Here is a 21,451-nt window from a genome sequence, read left to right on the forward strand (position 1 = left end):
GGTGTATAGGGCTTACTTGCGCTTGCTTTACAAAAGCTTTACGGAATTCGCCTTTTTTGTAAAGTGTCTGTAAAGTTAAGGGGAATTGTATCAAAGAAGAAAATACTATCAGGCATTTTTATGCTTTTATAGAAAAATTAGAAATAATCATAAGCCAAACTACTTAGCAAGCATTGCCCGGTAGCTGCTTTTGATGAGACTGTGGCAACTAAGAGGAACAGAGATGATGGGTGGGTAGAGCAACTAAAAACCAAAACTGTTGATGGGAAAGGTACCTGCACAGGCGAGAGGGGCTTTCGTCGCTTTTAACGTTTGCGGCTGACGTAAAGTTTTGTAACAACTGCCAGCATTTCCCGTAAAAATCAGAACCTTCCTTAGAGAGCAAGATAGAGGCAACTGTCAAAATCCGTCTGAATCTGTATTGCCTCTTGGCTCTGAAACAGAGCGCGAATCTATAGATGGAGTTCTCTTAGTGACTTGGATCCAGAATCAGAGGTGCTTAAATGTCTGGAAGCAACGACAATGAGTTCAATCTTCTGGGGGGCCTGACTGATGGCTTCCCTGACGATCAACTCGTCTCTCCACTCTCATCAAGTCTTGCGGGTGGCGGGGAACTCTCCCTGGATGCAGATCGCTCGGGAGAGGTGTTGACTCCAGAAACTTTTGTAGAGGGTAAAGATGAGTTTACCCAGATAGTTTTGGAAAAGGGTAACCTTTTAGATAAGGAAGTTATAGTTTCCTCCAGCCCGGAGAATTCCGACAGCGATTCACTGACGAATTATCGCCCAGACGATGAAGTTGTGGGTTTAAACAATATCGATGAAGACGATCCCCTCATCAATGGTGGTGCTGTTTCCGAAGAGCAATCCCAGAGTGAAGAACCATCAAACAATAACACTGAGAAAATTGAGGGATCGGACAATCCTTCTGAAACTTCAGAATCAGATAATAGCGATCGCGAGACTCTGACAGACGATCAGGATGAATCTTCAGAAGCAGAACCCCTTGCACTTGAGACGGATGACGGGGCGATCGCACTCGATAACGGTGGCGCTGTTTCCGAAGAGCAATCCCATAGTGAAAACCCATCAAACAGTAACACTGAGGAAATTGAGGGATCGAGCAATCCTTCTGAGAGTTCAGAATCGGACAACAGCGCGGGCGGGACCCTGAGCGATGATCGAGATGAATTCTTAGAAGCAGAACCCCCCACACTTGAGATGAATGACCAGGCGATCGCACTCGATAACGGTGGCGCTGTTTCCGAAGAGGAATCCCATAGTGAAGAACCATCAAACAGTAACACTGAGGAAATTGAGGGAGCAGACAATCCTTCTGAGAGTTCAGAATCAGATAACAGCGCGGGCGGGACCCTGACTGACGATCAGGAGGAATCCTCAGAAGCAGAACACCTCGAACTTGAGACGGATGACGAGGTGATCGCACTCGATAACTCACCTCAGCTTATCAGTGACGAAGAAACCCCAGCATCTCACACAGATTCTCTCAAACCATCTCTTTCTGATGTTCCGAATGAGGAATCTGGCGAATCGGCATTATCTTCAGAAGTCGCCGCTAGTTCAGGGAAAACCGATATTGATGTCGAGGTAGAACATACCGAAGAAAACACAGAGGAAGACATCAAGGAAAACCCACAGAGCAAATCCCTACTTAATTCCGACCGAGAAACTGACAGTGACTCCGAAAATAACAATGAAACTAGCATAACCGATGCCACAGCTTCATCGGATGGAGATGATTCAGGCCTTCAAAAAAATCTGGGGAATTTTGACAATGTTACCTTTGATTCTGGTGTTTTCGTCGTAGGGGAAAGCGGAAAAGTTCAGTTTGACTACCTATTTGATGGCGGAGGCTATCAAGGAGAACTGGCAGCTTTTAGCTTGACCGGAATGGAACCCTTTCAGCAGCAGGGTCTCGAAGCATTTATTCAAGAAGCATTGCGGCGTAGCTTGAGTCAATCTCTAGAAGGTCATGTCGTAATTTCCGATCGCACTGAAGGGGCGAGATTTAGTGGTGAACTGGGAGAAGGCAATTTCAATCGCGGTGACTATCAGGGAATCAAAACCCGTGAGATGACGCCAGGGGATAAATTTGGAGTTCTGCTGGTGCCGCCGGGAACGGTACAAGAAATTTGGGCAAAAATAGAAGCCGGAAACTTTGATTCAGTTCCGGCGTCAAAACGTCCTCTTTTTTCGATGTCTACTGCTAATCCAGACGATGGATTTAACTTCGGTCAGATTGCTGATGTGTTTGGAGACGGCAGCACTTTCGTGTTTGAAGATTTGCGACTAGATGGTACAACTGATCGCGATTATAACGATGTAATTTTTCAAGTTCGAGGTGCGATTGCAGAAGCAGCATTACTGAAAGATGTCATCAATCCGAATAAAAAATGGGGGGACACTGAACTCGGGAAAGCGATCGAGAATTATGCCAAACGGGAAGTGGATGATGGCACCGAAGAGAAAACCCAACCGCCAACTCCGATCATCGAAACCTTACCGGATCCGGTGAAATATGCGCTTTTGCGATCGCAAGATTTGGAGAATTATGATCCAAAAGCATTAGAAACAACCAGTCAATGGGTGGTGGGAGTTACCCCGGGTTATTCTGCCTCAGAATTTGCCACTCTTTATGATGCCGAAGATATCGGTGCCACCGGACATATTCCCGACACTTACATCTGGAATTTTTCCGAACTTGGCAACGCACAACAAGTTGCCAAACGATTGAGCGATCTCAATGGTTTGGAATTTGCCTATCCCTTGACGCGAGTACAACTCGAACCCTTATCGAATCCTAACGATCCGTTATTTAACCAACAGTGGCACTTGGAAAATAGGGGTCAAACGGGAGGAACTGCGGGAGTTGACGCCAATGTAATAACGGTGTGGGATGAGATAACTGGGGAAGGCGTAAAGATCGCCATTGTGGATGATGGAGTGCAACACACTCACCTCGATTTAAGCGATCGCTACCGTCCCGATTTGAGTCGCGACCTCAATGAAGGAGATATCTTACACCGCAACTACGATACCGATCCGGCACCCTTTTCCCACCAAACCATCGCCTCAAATTTTGCCAGTCCGCAACCGTTAAGCGATAAAAATTGGACGTTCGAGATTCCGACCCTTGATGTGGGGTTAAAAGGAGAAATCGATAATGCAAAACTGAAATTCAATCTTGACCATCCCGCTCCCAACGAGTTAGATATTTATCTCTACAGTCCGAAAGGAACAAAAGTGCTGTTGCCCACGATGACCGCCAGTGGGGACATCGAAATCAACACCGACTTATTTAACGGCGAAGAAGCAAATGGCGAGTGGTGGTTAATTTTTGAAGATCGGGTTGCGGGAAATAGCGGCACGCTCAACAATTGGTCGTTAGAGTTGCAAACCTCCAACAAACACGGCACCGCAGTGGCGGGAGTTGCTGTGGGAACCAGTAACAATAATATCGGGATTAGTGGAGTTGCCCCAAACGCAGAATGGGGAGGAATTCGTCTGATTGCGGATAAAGTAACCGACATTCAAATTGCCGATGCACTGTACTCGAATTTAAACCAAGCGATTCAGGTTTACAATAATAGCTGGAAACCACCGGCCTTCTGGTTTGGTGAACAAGGTCAAGGATTGATGGCGCTGCATCAAGGCGTAACCACAGGTCGAGGCGGTTTGGGGAATATCTACCTGTTTGGTGCGGGAAATGATGCGGAAAATGCCGAAAATATTAATTATAATGCTTATGCCAATTCTCGCTACACGATCGCAGTCGGTGCGGTAGATTCCCGAGGTCGCAAACCCTTGTACTCTCAAGAAGGGTCTGCCTTATTTATTTCTGCTCCTTCCAGTGGGACTACTGGAGGAATTACCTCCACCGATTTGCTCGGCAATCGCGGTTGGAATACCGATGGCAGTGGCAAATTTGGTGCGAATTACACCAATTTAGATTATACGAATGACTTTGGCGGCACTTCTTCAGCGACGCCGGTGGTTTCCGGTGTGGTGGCGCTGATGTTGCAGGCGAATCCGAATCTGACGTGGCGAGAGGTGCAGCATATTTTAGCAGAAACGGCGAATCGAGATGCGATCGCCGATTCCAGTGCAAATTGGAGTGGCAATGATGGCGATCGCATTCGACACAGCGATCGCTATGGGTTCGGATTGGTAGATGCGGCCAGTGCAGTTGCAGCGGCGTCGAGTTGGACATCCGTTGCGCCAGAAGTTGCCATTACCTCCGGCACTTTAACCGTCAATCGCGCCATTCCTGACGGGACTTTTGGCGGCATCACTCAGGAATTTAGCCTTGATGGCAATATCACCCTGGAATCGGTGGAAGTGGTATTTGATGGCGATCATCCCTATCGCGGCGATTTATGGATAGAATTAACCGCGCCGGATGGCACTAAATCTCTCCTAGCAAATCCCAGCAATGATAATGGGGATGATTATCAAAATTGGGTGTTTAATACCGTGCGTCACTGGGGTGATTCTTCCCAAGGGACGTGGCAATTGCGGGTGCGAGATTTTTATAATAATGCGGAGCGAGGCACCTGGAATTCCTGGAAACTGAATTTTTACGGCACTCAACCCACTGTGACTGTGGAAGCGAGTGATGCCGATGCGTCGGAAACCGGGGATGCGGGTGAATACACTTTTATTCGCACTGGCGATACCACGCATCCCCTACTGGTGAATTATGTGATCGCCGGTTCGGCAACTAATACTATCGATTACACTGAACTCACCGGCAACATTACCATTCCCGCAGGTAGCGATCGTATCACGCTTCCCCTGTCTGCGATCGATGATGAGGAAGTAGAAGGCACTGAGACGGTGGTGCTAACTTTGGCGGCAGGGAGTGCTTATAATGTAGGAACTAAAAACATGGGGACGGTGGCGATCGCCGATAACGATTTACCGAATGTGCCTCCCACCCTAACCCCGCAAACTGCTACGCAAACTTACACCGAAGATATTCCACTGAATCTCATCAATTTGGTCGTCAGTGACCCCGATTCTGGAGATACTATTACTGTAGAATTGCAACTCAATCCCACAGCCGGAACCTTGACAACCGGCACGGTTGATGGTATTAGTTCATTCTATAATTCGGCAACGGGATTGTGGCAAGTAAGCGGTGATGTCACTACCGTCAATGCTGTATTAGCGGATGTGCGGTTTATTCCGACAGAAAATTATTACGGTGAGGTGACGATCGCCACGTCCGTGACGGATAATATTGCGCCTGCGGTGACGGGTGCGATCGCGCTGTCCGGTACGCCAGTTAACGATGCTCCAACATTTAGCCAGATTACCACCCTCTCCGGTGCGACGCCAGGTTTACCGTTTACTATCAGTTATGAAGATTTGCTGATTGCGTCGGATGCGTCGGATGTTGAGGGAGATGCGATCGCATTTCGGATTGCCGGAATCACCTCTGGTACTCTCACGAAAAACGGTCAATCTGTGACGGTAGGTGAGACTGAATTGGCAGCGGGTGAGTCGCTGATTTGGTATCCCGACACGGTAGGTAATGCAGTGCCTGCGTTTGCAGTGACGGCGTTTGACGGGGTAGATGCGTCTGAGAATGCCGTGAATGTAGCGATCACAGTGGATGAGTTACCGTCAGTAATCATTAATGCCACTGATGCGATTGCTTCTGAAAGTGGCGATCGGGGTCAATTTACGATACTGCGTACTGGCAATACCGATAATCCGCTAACGGTAAATTTAGCGACCAGCGGTAATGCAGTGAATGGCAGCGATTATAGCGCCATTTCCAATAGCATTACCATTCCTGCGGGTCAATCTTCGATTGCGATCGATATTACTGCGATCGATGATAGCTTTGTAGAAGGGGATGAACCCGTTGTGCTGATGTTGAGTGCAGGCAGCGACTATCAAATCGGCGGTCAAAATAGCGCCACTGTCACGATTGTCGATAACGAACCCCTGCCGATGGTGATGCTAGCACCCGGTAATTTGAACGCTTCGGAATCCGGTGTAGCGGGGAATTTAATCTTGTTGCGTACCAGTGGGTTAGGACAGGAATTAACGGTAAATTATTCTGTGGGAGGTACAGCAGAAAACGGTGTAGACTATCAACCGCTTACCGGCAGCGTCACGATTGATCCGAACTCTTTCTTTGCCACAATTGCGATCACTCCCATTGACGATAGTGGATTTGAAGGCAATGAAACCGTAAGCGTGAATTTAGTGACAGGTGCGGGTTATCAGGTATCACCAACTGGGTATGAAGTGCAAATTGCCGATAACGATAGCGCTATTCCAACAAGCAACTGGAACGCTCGATTTATCAATCGCACGCCTGAGAATTTAGCCGACAGAAATAACTACGATTTTAGCAATCCAGCAGCCATTCTTGATTTAGGCAATCAATCCGAAAATGGTAAGCTTAGCTTGTCCACATCCTGGGGTCTTGGCAGTCCCGATAGTGCAGTACAAAATGATTACTTTGCAATGGAAGCCTGGACACGCACCAATTTTGAAGCCGGTCAACTGTATAAGATTACTACCCAATCCGATGATGGCGTCTGGTTCCGGGTTAAAAACGTTGAAACAGGGGAATGGATTGATGATAGTGTAGTGTTAGGGGATGATGGTGCTGATTGGCGTAGTCGGGGCACAGTAACCCCACCAAGGACAATCTTTTTTAAAGTGCCAGAAACTGGTGAATATGATTTCTATGTCGATTACTTTGAAAACTTAGGCAGTAGCAGTATCAACTTTACCCTCGAAGAAGCTCAATTTTTCCAAGATCCGGTGAATGAATCGCGAGAGTGGCGCTCCACCTTTTTCTGGTGGGATCGCAAAGCAGGCAATCAACCTCCGAGTAATTTCTTTGCCAATGGGGGAGAGATGAATAATGCGATCGGGGTAGTGAGCTTAGGTTCCAATCGCCGCAGCGATGGCAAGGATGGCATCAGTTTTGATTGGGGAACTGCTGCACCAAATCGCGATGAAAGATTGCCGGATAATAACTTTGCTATTCGGGCTTATACTCAGGACTATTTAGAAGCGGGTCGTTACTATCGTGCCAAGGTTCGCGGCGATGACGGATTCCAACTATCCGCTCGATTAGCAAACACCGATCGCTGGGTTTACATTACTCCAGAAAACCAGTGGGAACAAGGGTATGGAAACCACCGCACCTTCGATTTTACCGTCCCTTATGATGGATGGTACGATGTCCATTTCCATCACTATGAAGAACGAGGAAATGCCTATTTCGATCTATCTTGGGAACCACTCGATTTTACCGGCGTGACTCTTTCCACCATTGGTGCGTTCGTGCGATCGGGTCCCGGGACAAATTATTCGCGAGTCACCGAATATCCCTATGGCAGTCAACTGACATTTGACAAGTGGACTGTAGGTGAGTGGATCGACTATGAAGCGGCACTTGGTATCCCTGCCACATCACTCTGGTATCGCATCAGTGGCACGAATCTGTGGATTTCTGGTGCGATCGTTGATGGCGGACCCAAATAGGGTGAAGTGTCGTAGAGGTTTGGTTTCCAAACCCTCATTCCTCTGTAAAATCTGTGAAATCTGGGGCTTTAAATTGTAAACTTTTATGACAAATTTTGCCATTGGCCGTAAAAATGCCTTGGCAGTGCAGAGAGAAAAACAGACAAACCGTGCTAAACGCAAAGGAGCAACTGAACCATGAGTTATTTTTGGCATCTGGAACACCGCGAACCGCAAGACATTTACGGTCATAAAATCGAAAGTTTGAGTGGTGGGTTCCTCTCCATTCAATCGACGACGAATAGCAATGCTGAGGCGATTTCCCTTCCTTTTATCTGGGGACGGAGTTCCACTTTTACCCGTAGTCAGTGGTGGATCGACCCGGATGAAAATTTTACCAATCTGTTCGGTCAACAACCGGATGATGTTTACTGGTGGCAACTGCGCTCTCTGGCTTCTAGCAGCAATAATACCGTTGGTGGCATTAATTTAACCTCGGTGAACCATCAGGAAGTCTCTTCGGAGGACGACATTTTTTTAGTTTTGGCACAAAATGATATTTTAGATCCGTTTATTAATACGGCCAATCCCATTCGATTTAGGAGTGAAAATCCGTTAACCGATGAAACTATTTTCAACCGCTTGTTTACGCAAGACTATCAAGTGGTTGAGGTGACGGAAATTTCATTTGAGGAAACCGAGACAAATTCCCCGGTGACTTCAGTTCCAGAACCTTCGTCTTATGTCGGGGTGCTGGTGTTGGGAATCCTGGGGGTCAGTTTAGCGCTCAAACGCCAACTGGGTCAGATGCGATCGCGCTCATCCCTTCTCATCCGTGAAAATCTGTGAAATCTGAGGTTCCTCTCGTTTGATTTTTCCCGCTTTTGGTCTATAATTCCTTTCCGGGCGGGAAAAACCACACGGAGCAATAATTATGGGCCACAGGCAGCGATCGCAGATATCTGGATCCTCCCTTACCGGGAAATTGGCGATTTTGTCGATCGCGCTTTGCTTGTTCCCCCCGATTGCCGTCGCACAAATTGTCCCGGATGCCACCTTACCTGTTAACTCTATTGTCACCCCGGATAGCGATGCTTTAATTATCGACGGGGGCACCTCATCTGGCTCCAATTTATTCCACAGTTTCCAAGAATTTTCCATCCCAACCGACACGGCTGCTTTTTTTAATAACAATCCCACGATTGAAAATATTTTTACTCGAATCACCGGGATTTCGATTTCTAATATTGATGGGGTTCTCGCGACAAATGGAACCGCCAATCTATTCCTATTAAATCCTAACGGTATCGTTTTTGGTCCTAACGCTCAACTCAATATCGGTGGATCGTTTTTGGCAACCACTGCCGATCGCTTCACGTTTGCTGATGGCACCCAGTTTGGCGCTGATGTACAAACTCCGCCTCAACTGACGATTAGCACTCCCATTGGATTGCAATATGGCAGCAATCCTGGGGATATTGCAGTGGGAGGCGCTGTATTGCAAGTCAGTCCCGGTGAAACTTTAACCCTGGCAGGGGGAAATGTTTTCCTAGAAGGCGCGGCATTATTGGCAGAGTCGGGACGCATCGAAGTCAGTTCGGCGATCGCCGGTGAATTGTCTCTGGTTCCCCTGGAAGAATTGTCACAAGCACCATCAACAGTGACTTATGGAGATATCCAACTGTCCCAAGGCAGTGCGATCGATACCAGTGGAGACGCAGGTGGGGATATCCAGTTACAGGGTCGGCGCATCGAACTGCGTGACGGTTCCCTACTGCAAACCACCACCTTTGGCGAAGCGCCAGGAGGCAATCTCACCATTCGCGCCGCTGAATCTCTGGAACTCAGTGGCAACAATTTAGAAGGGTTTCCCAGTGGGTTGCTGGCAGAAACCGCAGGTGCAGGGGATGGCGGCAATATAGACATAACTGCGCGGCGGGTCATTTTCCAAGATGGGGGACAGGCATCGGCATCGGCATTGCAACCGAGTACCGGCAATGGCGGAAATGTCAGGGTGAATGCCTTAGAGTTTATTGAAATGAGCGGATCCACAGGCGCGATCGCTGACCCGACTACAGGGGAAGAATTATCCCCTCCTTTGGATAGCGGGATCTTTACCAACAGCGAAGGTGCTGGAAATGGCGGCAATATCGAGATCAACAGTTTCCGCATCGCCGTCAGAGATGGCGCTCAAGTCAGTGCTTCCACTTTTGGCGCGGGAGATGGGGGAAACATTGAGATCGCCGCTTCAACGGTAGAACTCGTCGGCACTTCCGGGATATTTTCCACTGCGGATATCGAATCAAGTGGGGATGGCGGAGATATTGCGATCGCAACAAATCGGGCGATCGTTCGCGATGGCGCTCAAATCAGTTCCACTACTTTCGGAGAGGGAGATGCCGGAGATATCCGGTTGAGTGCTTCGGAGTTGCTGGAAGTGAGGGGAACAACGGCGGATTTTCGTAGCGGGATCTTTGCTGACGTGGCACAGGAGTCAACCGGAAACGGGGGAAATATTATCTTAGATAGCGATCGCCTGTTGGTGGATAATGGCGGTAGCATCTCCACCAGTACCGCAGGTCAAGGTCAGGGAGGCCTTTTAACGATTAACTCGCAATCCTTGACGGTTCGTAATGGCGGACAAATCGCGGCGGGGACGGTTGGCACGTTTCCCGGTGGCAGTATTTCCATTGTGTCGGACTCTGTAGAACTCAGTGGTACCAATCCGGATGGATTTCCCAGCGGTGCATTCACTCAAACTCAAGGATCTGGAAATGCGGGAGATTTAACAATATCCAGCAGTCAACTCACGATCCGAGATGGCGCAAAACTCTCGGTGAGTGGGGAAGCGACGGGTAATGCAGGCAGTCTCACGGTGAATAGCGATCGCCTAGAATTACAAAATGCTGCAATTCTTACTGGTGAAACCGTTTCCGGACAAGGCGGTAACATTGGCATCAATGCCGAAACGATTATCTTACGCGGAAATAGCAATATTTCCACCACTGCAGGTACTCAGGATAATCCTGGCGATGGCGGTAATATTACCATCGATACTGAAGCGATCGCGGGGTTGGAAAATAGCAATATCTCCGCCAACGCTTTCAACGGTTCTGGGGGTGCGATCGCGATTTCTACGGATGTCATCCTAGGACTGGAGGCGAAGACGCGGGAACAACTAGAAAGCGAACTCGGCGAAGATTTAACTCAATTCAACCCCAATACCCTCTCCACCAATGACATCACCGCCATTTCCCGCACCGACCCCTCCCTGAGTGGAACCATCGGCATCAACACTCCCGATGTAGATCCCAGCAAAGGGTTTGTGGAATTGGAAGATGAAACGGTCGATGTTGCTCGTTTAATTGATGATACCGTCTGTCGTCTCGGTCAGGGAAGTGAGTTTGTGCAAACGGGACGCGGTGGGTTGCCTCCCTCGCCAACTGACCCTCTTACCAGCGATGAGGTGTGGGAAGATTGGCGCTTGAATGGGATTTCGGGAGAACGTCAAACTGAGGAACACAATCTAAATCGCACCTTACCCCAGCGCGATCGCATTATCGAGGCACGGGATTGGGAAATGAAAGAGAATGGTGACTGGGTACTGACAGCACCACAATTGGCAAGTGAGGTGGCGATTGGCGCAACGATCGCCACAGGTTGTGTGCCCCTACAAGCGAAAATGCGATCGCCATCTGGGGACATCCTGGCGATCGCCGCATTCCCGGACAAACCCAGTTCCCAAACTGTTCAAGTGCAACAGTTCGAGGCGATCGGTAGTACCGTCTTTACCGCTGAACAACTCGCTGCCGCAACCCAACCGTTTCTCCAGCAACCCCTCACCTTTGATCGCCTCTTAGATGCGCGATCGGCGATCGCTCAACTTTATTTTGATGCCGGTTATCTCACCTCTGGCGCGTACATTCCCCCGCAAATCGTCCAAAATGGCGTTGTCACTATCCAAGTGGTCGAGGGTCAGTTAGAAGATATCGCCGTTCGCACCAATGGCAGACTCAATAAAAGCTATATTCAACAACGGTTAGAACGGATTATTTCAGAACCCGTGCATCCCGAACGGGTACTCACCGCGCTGCAATTGCTCCAACTCGATGAAAATATCGAAACCATTTCGGCAGAACTCTCCCCAGGGGTGCGTCCCGGTACCAATTTACTAACCGTAACCGTCCAAGAAAAACCGTTGCTGGGAACGCAATTGAGTGTAGATAATAACCGCGCTCCCAGTGTCGGCAGTTTCCGGCAAACGGTGCAAACAAATTTTAGTAATCTTTTGGGATTGGGAGATGTGGCAACGGTTGCCTACACCCATACCGATGGTAGCAATACTTGGGATGCAATCTACGGCATTCCTCTCAACTCTCGTAATGGAACCCTCAGTTTTTACTACGGCAGGGGGGATAGTAAGATTGTGGAAGAACCATTCGATGAATTGGAGATTGAAGCGGATTCTCAAGTGTATGAAATTGCTTATCGGCAACCCTTTCAATCCATTCAGACAAAAGCGCGAGAAAATAGCGAAGATGAATATGTTTTTCAAGAATTTGCCTTGGGTTTAACCGCTTCGAGACGCGATAGCCAAACTTCTTTATTAGGCGTGGATTTTCCCCTGTCTCCGGGTGCGAATGATGCGGGAGAAACGCGGATTTCAGCCTTACGATTTTTTCAGGAATGGACGCAGCGCGAAGATCGGCAAGTGTTTGCAGCGCGTTCCCAATTGAGTTTGGGAGTGGGGTGGTTTGATGCAACGGTTAATAATAGTGAACCGGATAGTCGCTTTTTGGCATGGCGAGGTCAGGCGCAGTGGGTGCGAAGAGTGACCGATAATACTTTACTGTTAATGCGCGGGGATGTGCAACTTTCGGCAAATGCTTTATTGCCATTTGAACAGTTTGGTTTAGGGGGTCAAGATCGGATTCGGGGATATCGACAAGATGCTTTACTGACGGATAATGGTGCATTAGCTTCGGTGGAATTGCGGTTACCAATTCCTTTAGTGTCTGGGGGGGGACGGTTGGTGCAAATTGCACCATTTTTGGATGCGGGGGTGGGTTGGAATAGCGATGATCGCCCCAATCCAGAACAGAATGCATTGTTGTCTGCGGGGGTGGGATTGCGAATGCAGTTTGGCAACCGCTTGACGGCGCGGGTAGATTGGGGTATTCCTTTAGTAAATCTCGATTCCAGAGAAAAAACATGGCAAGAAAACGGGGTATATTTTACCATAGTTTCCGATTTATTTTAACACTAAAATTTAAGTTGATGGTTTGGGCGATTTGCGGACTGATTCTCAGTCTGAATCTGCCAGTATTGTCAGCACAAATCGGACAGGGTTTATTGGGGTTTGAAGAAAATGCTCACCCGGCACTCGCTCAATCTATTGAGCCAGAATCGTTATTGGAACGCGCTCGTACTGCTTATCAGAATGGGGAATTTTTAGAAGCGGCACAACTGTTAAAACAGGCAGAAGCGATGTTTGGCGATCTCGAAGCAGTTGTCGAGCGCGCCGTCAGTTTAAGTTATCTGTCGTTAGTCTATCAAAAATTAGGACAATGGCCGGAAGCAACGGAGGCGATCGCCACCAGTCTAAGTTTATTAGAAAATACAGCTAATGTTCCCCTGTCTGTGCTGGCGCAAACCCTGAACGCGCAAGGAAATTTACAATTAGCGCAAGGACAAGCTGAAGCCGCTTTGGAAACCTGGAAACAGGCCGAAATGGCTTATCAAAAATCAGGCGATCGCGAAGGAGTTAGAGGTAGCTTGATGAATCAAGCAAAAGCCTTGGAATCGATGGGATTTTCACGAGCGGCTTGCAATACTATTTTTGAAGTTTTAGAGGTAGAGAGGTTGACTTGCGAATCCTTAGTTCAGTCGCCCGATCCAGAGTCAACGTCGAAAAAGTCAAATTTAGATGAATTTCTCCTCAGTTTACAGCAACAACCCAATTCCGCTATCAAAGCAATGGCACTCCGAAGTTTGGGAAACCTGCTGCGATCCTTTGGTTACTTGGAGCGATCACAGCAAATTTTGGAACAGAGTTTGCAAGTGACTGAAACCCTACAATCACCTCAAGAGATAAGTTTATCTTTACTGAATTTAGGGAATACTACTCGTGCCCAAGAAGATTTTACCCATGCTTTGGCATTCTACAACCAAGCGGCGATCGCCGCTAGTTCTCCAGCCACTCGTCTGCAAGCGTACCTCAATCAACTGAGTCTGACTATTGAAGTAGATCAAATAGCAACAGCCTCACCGATTATCACACAAATTCAATCTGAACTCGACGATCTACCCACCAGCGCGATCGCAGTTTACGCCCGCATTAATTTCGCCCGCAGTCTTTGGGACCTGAGAAATCAAAGCAATCGCTACGATTTGGCCCAAATCGAGGAATTATTAAAAATTGCCGAACAACAAGCTCAAGAACTAGGCGATGACAGACTGCGCTCTCACGCCTTGGGAAATCGCGCTTGGTTGTCCGAACAAAAGGAAGATTGGTTACAGGCGCAACAACTCACCACGGATGCGATCGCTTTAGCTAAAGACGCTCCAGAAATTGCTTATCAGTGGCAATGGCAGATGGCAAGAATTCAACAGAAAACCCAGGAAAATTCCAGCGCTTTGCAATTTTATGATGCGGCCATTGCGAGTTTAAAATTAGTTCGCAAAGATTTAACGGGAATTAATCCAGATATTCAGCTATCCTTTCAGAAACAAATCGACCCCCTGTATCGAGAATTTGTAGACTTGCTATTGCAAAAGGAAAATCCCAGCCCCGAAAACTTAGAAAAAGCCCGACAGGCGATCGCTGATTTGCAACTGGCAGAATTAGAGAACTTTTTGCGGTGCAGCTTGCAAACTGAAACCCCCGTCGAACTGGATCTCCTTGCAGAGGAACATCAGGCAGCCATTATTTATCCGATCATTTTACCCCAACGATTAGCCGTTATCGTTAAACGTCCCGGTGCCTCCGACTTGCTCTATTTCCAGACAGAGATTTCGCGGCAGGACGTCGATCAGAAACTAGATACCCTCAGAACAGAATTAGAAGAACGCTTTGTTTCTACTGAGGCGAAACAGCTATTGCCCGAGGTTTATAACTGGTTAATTCAACCGATTGAAACTGCATCTAATTCTGAGGTAAACCCCATTAAAACTTTGGTGTTTGTGCTAGAGGGTCGATTGCGGAATATTCCGATGGCAGCGCTATCTAACAGTAAGGGAGAATATGTCGTCCAGAAATATGCAGTCGCCCTCAATCTCGGTCTAGAATTAAAAGATCCCCAACCCCTCTCCCAGCAATCTTTAACCGCACTATTAGCTGGAATTACCGAACCCTTGCGCGGATTGCCAGCACTCGAATACGCAGATCGAGAACTCAACCTGGTTGAAAACTCTGTGAGTTCAAGTCGCCAACTGCGAAACCAAAAATTTAAAAAAGAAACCTTGGAAAATCAGATCAATTCGCGCTCGTTTGCGATCGTTCACCTTGCTACTCATGGCGAATTTAGTTCCCAACTCGAAAAAACGGGAATTGAAGCATGGGATGGACGGATCAATCTGGATGAATTAAGCACGATTTTCACCCAACAAACGGAAAATCAACCCAGTCCCATCGAACTGTTAGTATTGAGTGCTTGTAAAACCGCAGATGGAGACGATCGCGCAGTGTTGGGACTAGCTGGAGTTGCCGTGCGATCGGGTGCCCGGAGTACCGTTGCCTCCCTGTGGTATATCGACGATGAAACTAGCGCCCTTTTAATGAATCGATTTTATTATTATTTGAATGACCCTCGCGCACTCAGCAAAGCAGAAGCGCTGCGTTTGGCACAAGATGATATCCGCAAGGAATTTATCAATAAAAGAGCGCCTTATTATTGGGGATCGTTTGTGTTGGTTGGCAATTGGTTATAGTCCCGATTGAGGAGGGAGTTAAAAGTCCCCCATTCCTGCCATCAGGCGGATGCGATCAGGGTTCTATCACATAACGCTCGACAATCGCTTCATCGGCAAAATCACCCAAGTTAACTGAGTTTAACAAACTTTGCCAATCTCCGGCGATCTCACTATTCGATGGATTTTGTAACCGCCGATCGCCCAATAGCGTCAGCGCATCATACCAAATTCCCTCAGTGGCATACCCCGCAACTGCTTGGCGGAGTGTCTCATAGGGGATTTCTTGCCGATTTATCCCCTGCCACTGACTGATTTGTTGTGAAGGCGTTACCTGTTGCACCCAACCCTGAACAAACAAATTGTTTAAAGAGGGGCGATCGGGATAGCAGACAATTGTCAGTTGCCACCGATAATATTTCCCTAATTCTAGCAGTTTATCCGTAGCAACTGCGGGAATTCCAATCCCAATTATTCCCGGATTTTCCGGTAACGTGATCGTGGTACTATAAAGTTCTTCTGCATTTTCATTGACTAAGGCAAATTCCGCCTGGAGTGGAGCGTGATAGGGCACGAAAAACCAGAATGTGGGAGAATCAGACACCGTATATTCTTCCACATATTCCACCCGGCGATCGCCACTTTCGGCCTGCTCCATCACGATTCGCGAAGGCACTAAAGCTTTTAATGGTTTTTTCACTTCCTCTGGACATAAACTGCCTTCGAGATTACTCGGACGAGTTCCCCCACCCGGTTCTGTATCTCCCGGTTTTCCCTCACCCGAACCATTGGAAGTATCTTCATTATATACCTCTCGCGGAATAAAGCGCAACGGATTAAAGGAGGGTGGGTTCTGTCCCTTTCCCGGCAGTACCCAATAGCTCAAAGCGGCCATTAAACAGGCCACCATCACCCAAATCTGAATGCTGTTATTTATTTCAAATTTTTGACTCATAATTGGTTAGTTGGTTTGATTTTTTTAATACTTTTTATTAAGAATAAATCGATGGTAAAATAAGACTATACCGCCGCTGGATATCAATGCTAACAACGATGGAACTAACGGCACCCAAGTACCCCCTATCAAAAGTAAAAAGGAAAGCCCTGATAAAGATGCGATCGCGATTCCTCCTTGGATTCCCAACCGTAGTAACACCGCCATGCTACCGCCCGAAGCGACAAATCCGAGCGCTGAAGGCACTAGAGGCACCCACCATCCCCCTTTTACTAAAAACACAAAGCTGATCGCCAATAAACTCCCGAGTCCAGCACCAAAAACTGTTCCCAAATGCCATCCGGAACGCAAGTAAAACGCCACCAAACCGCCTGCTATAGACCAGCCCCAAATCCACAGCATTTCTCCCCATTTCGGCCATACTCCCAATAGTGGACGATTGTCTAAAACCGCACCCAGGATTTGGGCGATCGCGTGAGCTTGAAACACCACGGGCGGCATCTCTAATGTTTTCTCACGACGCGGATTGGCATCATACAATCGCGAAATATCTTGAGCGTAAGCGATCGGTGTCGGTAGATTGGTAATGCGGCTGGCTGTAGTGCCGATTAATACAATGCGATCGCGAATTAAGTCGGGGTCTATTCTCCCTTGTAAAATATCCCATAGCTCTAATTCCTCTGCGACTTTTCCCCCGGCTCTATAATTCAGCAAAATTTGATGTCCGCGACTATCTAACTCATGATAGCCTCCACTATCTTTTTCCAGGGTTTGAAAAACCACCCGTCCTAGTTGAAAATACTCCTGTTGCGTTAATTTTAGTTTGATACCTTCTGCTTGGAGGTAATGTCGTGCTACTTGAAGACTAAAGGATTTATCCGTTTGGCAAAGAGAATTGCTAGGAGACATGGCTAAAATATACCGACGTAGAACCCTATCATCATCCGGTAAAATATCTCCAAATCCAAGACGTAGTTTTTCGGAAACTTCATTGGGTGGTGCGATGCTGGGTTTATCTGGCGTGTGGCTGCCCACCGCGCAAAGGGCAATAAAACTAGAATTTTGCTGTAGTTTGGCAGCTAATTCGGGATAATTGACATTCACCGGAAAATCACGATAGAGATTCAAGGCGATCGCACGGGGTTGTAACGGTTCGAGAATTTTTAGCAGCCGATCTAGCTTGTCATCAGGTAGGGAAGTGAGGGGGGTTTGTTCCGGTGATGGCAAATCTTTATTGGTAATTTTGACAATCGTAATCCGTGAATCCAACCCTTCGGAGGGACGCAATTGCATCAAGCGATCAAACGCTTTTAATTCCAGTGGTTCTAATACCCCAAGCGATCGCATTCCCATCACTAAACTGGTCACCAGTACGCTCACAAATAATACCGTACTCACCATCTGCCAGGGCGAGCGTCCAATGGGTTGCGGTGCTGGCACAATCGGTTCCGGTGTGGGTTGAACGATTAAATCCGTCCAACTCAGAGGCTTCACCGCAGGATTTTGACAGATAACTGGCAACCAAGTTGCACAAGGAAATTCTTTTTCTAACCCTTGCAATTTTTCTCTCGCTTCTCGCACAGCCAGATAAAATGGTTTCCCCTGAGAAAATGCCTGGAGAAAATCCTTCAAAAATTCATGAGCGACGCGATCGGGGACGGGTTCGCGCATGACAATCGTTTGGGGAATCTGTAACTCCGCCAGTTCCTGGGCCAATCCCAATCCATCACAAGAGTTGAAAATCGCTAGTTGCAAGCCGCGATTCACCGCTTTCCTCAATCCATATTTCAACTCAGCAATAGATAACTTCTCCCGTTCATTGATATAAATGACCCCCCGTTCATTTTCGCTCTCGCTATGACCGGCAAAAAATAAAATATCCCAATTTTCCTCCCACAAAGAATCATTAATTTTTCGATACGGCGGTTGGACTAAAAAATTGACATCGGCCTGAGGCAAATTTTCCAAAATTTGGCGATCAACTGTTGTCTCAATTCCCTCATCATGTCCGAGAATAGCTAAAATTTTTACCTTCTGTTTCGGCACTTTTAATGAAGTGACACCTTGAACCGATGGGGGACTCAGAGCCAGTTCAGCTTTAACATAGCGGTCAAAAAAGTCCCATAAATGCCAGGGAAGTTTCTGTAGCTGCCGATCTGCGGTGCGAATCAGGACGCGAATTTCATCCTCCCGGCTTAATTCTTCGCGCAGTCGGCGATCGCAGTGGCGAAATTCTGGAGATTCTAGCCAATCATTGAAGCGATCGCTCAAGACTTCAGCGGCTTCGCAACATTCCTCGATCCGCTTCTCAATCCCCCCATCATAAATAATTTTTTTGGTTTTGATTCGTCGGGAAGGCTCGCCAATGTTGCGATATTTTTCCACCCAGTCATACAGTTGTGTACTCAACTCAGGTGACCGAGGGAGCTTCCCAGGTAACTCGATCCAAGGGCGATCGCCCTCCAATCCGATTTCCAGCATCACCCGAACCTCTTGACGCTGGAAATCGCCATCTAGTTTAATGACAACTAATTTTCCCACAATGGCCTCCCCTGACAATCACAGCGGTTTGACTCAGATTATAAAAGCTTCCGTTACGCTCACGTCGTCCAACGTGACTTTAACGCTAAATTGTTCCCCGGGTTCCCCACTAAAATTGAGTTGAATGTTCTTCGTATTTCTGGCTTGCGCTTGCATGACTGCCACCCCTTCTGCATCCAGTATCATTAGGTTTAAACTTGGGGGAAGATACACTCGTTCATCAGTGGGATAGACTTCAATCCAGATGTCCATTTCTGGCGGTTGTGCGGGCTTCATTCCCACCACCAACGCCACAGTTTCACCCCCCCGAGTTAATTCTATTACCTTACCTCGCTTAACACTGGGCCGTCTAACGTTAAAAACCAATTCAGTTTTTTGTTGCCCTAAAATTGCTTCCACTGTATCCCAACCGGCCTCAAAAATATGATGTAGCCATTGGGTTAACTGAATGGCGGGTTTCGGTTGCAGTTGATGGATATAATCTAGGAAATTTTCCAGGGTTTGAAATTGACTCAAAGGAATTTCCTCCATCTCTACGGTTTTGATAAATCCGTATAATGTCGCTTCTCTGGCCGATTCGCTAAACTGCACTGCCACATAACCAATGCGATCGCCCCAAACCTCCGCCGGAATCTCTACAATTTCCGAGCCGAGCGACAGGGGACGGCACTCGATTTTTCCGATATTTTTAAGTTGTAAATCGGCCACATCCGATAGAGTTTGCATCACCGGATCCCAACTGTCACTTTCTTCTAGATCCGTTGTAATTCCCATGCACTTGCAGTAGAAGTTTACCGCTAACACAGCTAAAGTATTGTGATAAACCCGTTCTGCCTTTGCTGGATTGGATTGCTGGCGACTAAATTTCCGGGCGATGTCCTGCCAGGAGCGGGTGAGCGGTATGGTAAATGTTAATTGGTTTCGATGGATGCTAGTCATCATGTTTAATTTCCTGGATAAATTTTAGCTATTCAAGTAATCTTTTAAAAGGGAATTAACTTGCTTCAATTCCCGTTGGTAAAAATCGCTAAGAGTCGCTATTTTTACCCCAGTTTGCGCTGATATGTCTTTCCACTTTCTCCCTTCCATTCGCCATTTGAGCAAGGTTTGAAATGTGAAAGTTGCATGATTTTTGAGGCGCTTCTGTTTTAATCGGTTTTCTGGATCCTCGAAGATATATTGCCGTAGGAGATCCGAGGTGAAAGGCTCCGCTTCGTCTTGGGGAATCTGCTCGATCTCATCAGAAGAAGTAATCATTATATCCTGGTTCCCAACTACGGTTTTGATTGCTTCCACGATAAATCGCTTTTTCAGTAGGTAATTGAGCCAATGGATAAACGAGGCTTTGTCCGGATCGTAGCGCTCGATCTGTTCGCAGACAAAAAGCCACAGTTGGGATAGCGCCTCGGCATAAATATCTTCATAGACATGGGAAAATTGCCCTTGGCGCGGACGGCACAGTTTCCCCGAGTGTGCGATCGCCTCAATCAGCTTCGTTAAAGCTAACTGTCGCTCTTTACTCCGGGGAGGATGCCGCTTCGCCTCCATCGCCAAATTTTGGATTGCCTCGTCCATGACTCAATCTCAATGCACTCTATTTGCCTTGCTTTACCTATTTCTCTGAACGAATTAAGGGTTTTTACGGATTATCTCGGATTTGTTTACAAAAATTTACATTTTAGCAATTCAGCCTCAATCATCCCCCTTTGTTGTTGCGGATTGCCAAGAGAGTACAAATAAAAAAGCCGGGATTCAGTCGCCACAAAGCAAGAGGCTTCTCCACAACGGAAGAACTCAGGAAATTGAATGTAAAGTTTTGCAACAATCTTCAGAAGAACCCGTAAAAAAGCCAAGTCAAGACCGAGAGCAAAGATTAAGGCAGAGGTGCTTATCCGCTCCTGCAATCGACTGTTAACCGCCAAAGAGGAAACAGGCGATCGCACCCTGACTCCAAACTGAACCCCGTACACCTCTGTTGTTTTGCAAGAGATGAAAAACTTTATGTAAAGTTTTGTAAAAATCTCGGCACTGAACCGTAAAAATCCCGGGATAGCTCAGAGAGATTTAGGTGAAGGCACCAAACAACTGCTTTTGATTGCTCGCCAACTTTCAACAATTGCTGGTATTAGGGAGACCGAAGTTTATGTCATCAGCTTCTGTGCACCGAAAAAATTGGTTGGTTGCCATTGTTAGGCTCTTGTTTTCCAAGAATCATTCGGAAACGGGTCGTTATTATGCAACGCCAAACCCTGAGTTTTTGACTTCAGTGGAGCGAGAAGCAATTGTTGATGAAGCAATTCTCCCGCGAAAAGTTGGGCGAGTTTATTTTGGCGGTTCTTGGTGGCCTGCTCGTTGCGATCGCCCAATCACCCTGGCTCCCGGCGAAACGGTTTATGTAGTGGGTCGTCATAATATCACTTTATTAGTGGAACCGGAATCTTTTATAAAAACGATGGTCGAGTCTGTAAGTTGAAGGCTTATAGCGTTCGCCAGTATCAACCCATGCAGCTTTTTTTGAGGCGATCGCCGTGCA

Annotated in this window: 9 protein-coding genes; 5 read left to right on the top strand and 4 right to left on the bottom strand. The window is 47.4% G+C overall.

Going from position 1 to position 21,451, the window contains the following annotated elements:
- The first annotated feature begins 503 nt into the window (after nucleotides 1-503).
- From NG795_RS22175 to NG795_RS22190, 4 genes are all read left to right on the top strand, one after another.
- Nucleotides 504-7,535 carry a S8 family serine peptidase gene (locus tag NG795_RS22175; protein ID WP_367290813.1) on the top strand — a complete coding sequence of 2,344 codons (7,032 nt, stop codon included), beginning with the start codon at nucleotides 504-506 and terminating at the stop codon, nucleotides 7,533-7,535.
- Between the two features lie 177 nt (nucleotides 7,536-7,712).
- Nucleotides 7,713-8,363, top strand: a complete 651-nt coding sequence (locus NG795_RS22180) for a PEP-CTERM sorting domain-containing protein (RefSeq protein ID WP_367290814.1) — start codon at nucleotides 7,713-7,715, stop codon at nucleotides 8,361-8,363.
- A gap of 85 nt (nucleotides 8,364-8,448) precedes the next feature.
- Nucleotides 8,449-12,774, top strand: a complete 4,326-nt coding sequence (locus tag NG795_RS22185) for a two-partner secretion domain-containing protein (protein ID WP_367290815.1) — start codon at nucleotides 8,449-8,451, stop codon at nucleotides 12,772-12,774.
- 17 nt (nucleotides 12,775-12,791) lie between these two features.
- Complete coding sequence (locus NG795_RS22190) at nucleotides 12,792-15,443, top strand: CHAT domain-containing protein (RefSeq protein WP_367290816.1); 2,652 nt, start codon at nucleotides 12,792-12,794, stop codon at nucleotides 15,441-15,443.
- A 55-nt stretch (nucleotides 15,444-15,498) separates the two neighbouring features.
- Here the strand turns inward: NG795_RS22190 and NG795_RS22195 are convergent, their stop codons facing one another.
- The 4 genes from NG795_RS22195 to NG795_RS22210 are packed head-to-tail and all read right to left on the bottom strand — an operon-like array spanning nucleotide 15,499 to nucleotide 20,493.
- The gene (locus tag NG795_RS22195; protein ID WP_367290817.1) at nucleotides 15,499-16,377 is read right to left on the bottom strand and encodes a DUF928 domain-containing protein; all 879 of its coding nucleotides are present in this window, start codon (nucleotides 16,375-16,377) and stop codon (nucleotides 15,499-15,501) included.
- Nucleotides 16,378-16,401: 24 nt separating this feature from the next.
- Nucleotides 16,402-18,918, bottom strand: a complete 2,517-nt coding sequence (locus NG795_RS22200) for a CHASE2 domain-containing protein (protein ID WP_367290818.1) — start codon at nucleotides 18,916-18,918, stop codon at nucleotides 16,402-16,404.
- Nucleotides 18,919-18,951: 33 nt separating this feature from the next.
- Nucleotides 18,952-19,860, bottom strand: coding sequence for a DUF1822 family protein (locus NG795_RS22205; RefSeq protein WP_367290819.1), 909 nt, complete (start codon nucleotides 19,858-19,860; stop codon nucleotides 18,952-18,954).
- Nucleotides 19,861-19,881: 21 nt separating this feature from the next.
- A complete protein-coding gene (locus tag NG795_RS22210) occupies nucleotides 19,882-20,493 on the bottom strand; it encodes a hypothetical protein (RefSeq protein ID WP_367290820.1) in 612 nt (203 codons plus the stop codon).
- A 568-nt stretch (nucleotides 20,494-21,061) separates the two neighbouring features.
- Between NG795_RS22210 and NG795_RS22215 the strand changes: the two genes are divergently transcribed.
- Nucleotides 21,062-21,391 (top strand): NfeD family protein, encoded by a 330-nt coding sequence (locus NG795_RS22215; RefSeq protein ID WP_367290821.1) that lies wholly within the window; start codon nucleotides 21,062-21,064, stop codon nucleotides 21,389-21,391.
- The last annotated feature ends 60 nt before the right edge of the window (nucleotides 21,392-21,451 follow it).

The sequence above is a fragment of the Laspinema palackyanum D2c genome (genome assembly GCF_025370875.1).
In the GTDB taxonomy this organism is placed as follows: domain Bacteria; phylum Cyanobacteriota; class Cyanobacteriia; order Cyanobacteriales; family Laspinemataceae; genus Laspinema; species Laspinema palackyanum.

What these genes read in the sequence shown, in the direction of transcription:
- NG795_RS22175 (WP_367290813.1), top strand. Translation starts at nt 504, where the DNA reads ATGTCTGGAAGCAACGACAATGAGTTCAATCTTCTGGGGGGCCTGACT.
- NG795_RS22180 (WP_367290814.1), top strand. Translation starts at nt 7,713, where the DNA reads ATGAGTTATTTTTGGCATCTGGAACACCGCGAACCGCAAGACATTTAC.
- NG795_RS22185 (WP_367290815.1), top strand. Translation starts at nt 8,449, where the DNA reads ATGGGCCACAGGCAGCGATCGCAGATATCTGGATCCTCCCTTACCGGG.
- NG795_RS22190 (WP_367290816.1), top strand. Translation starts at nt 12,792, where the DNA reads ATGGTTTGGGCGATTTGCGGACTGATTCTCAGTCTGAATCTGCCAGTA.
- NG795_RS22195 (WP_367290817.1), bottom strand. Translation starts at nt 16,377, where the DNA reads ATGAGTCAAAAATTTGAAATAAATAACAGCATTCAGATTTGGGTGATG.
- NG795_RS22205 (WP_367290819.1), bottom strand. Translation starts at nt 19,860, where the DNA reads ATGATGACTAGCATCCATCGAAACCAATTAACATTTACCATACCGCTC.
- NG795_RS22210 (WP_367290820.1), bottom strand. Translation starts at nt 20,493, where the DNA reads ATGGACGAGGCAATCCAAAATTTGGCGATGGAGGCGAAGCGGCATCCT.
- NG795_RS22215 (WP_367290821.1), top strand. Translation starts at nt 21,062, where the DNA reads ATGTCATCAGCTTCTGTGCACCGAAAAAATTGGTTGGTTGCCATTGTT.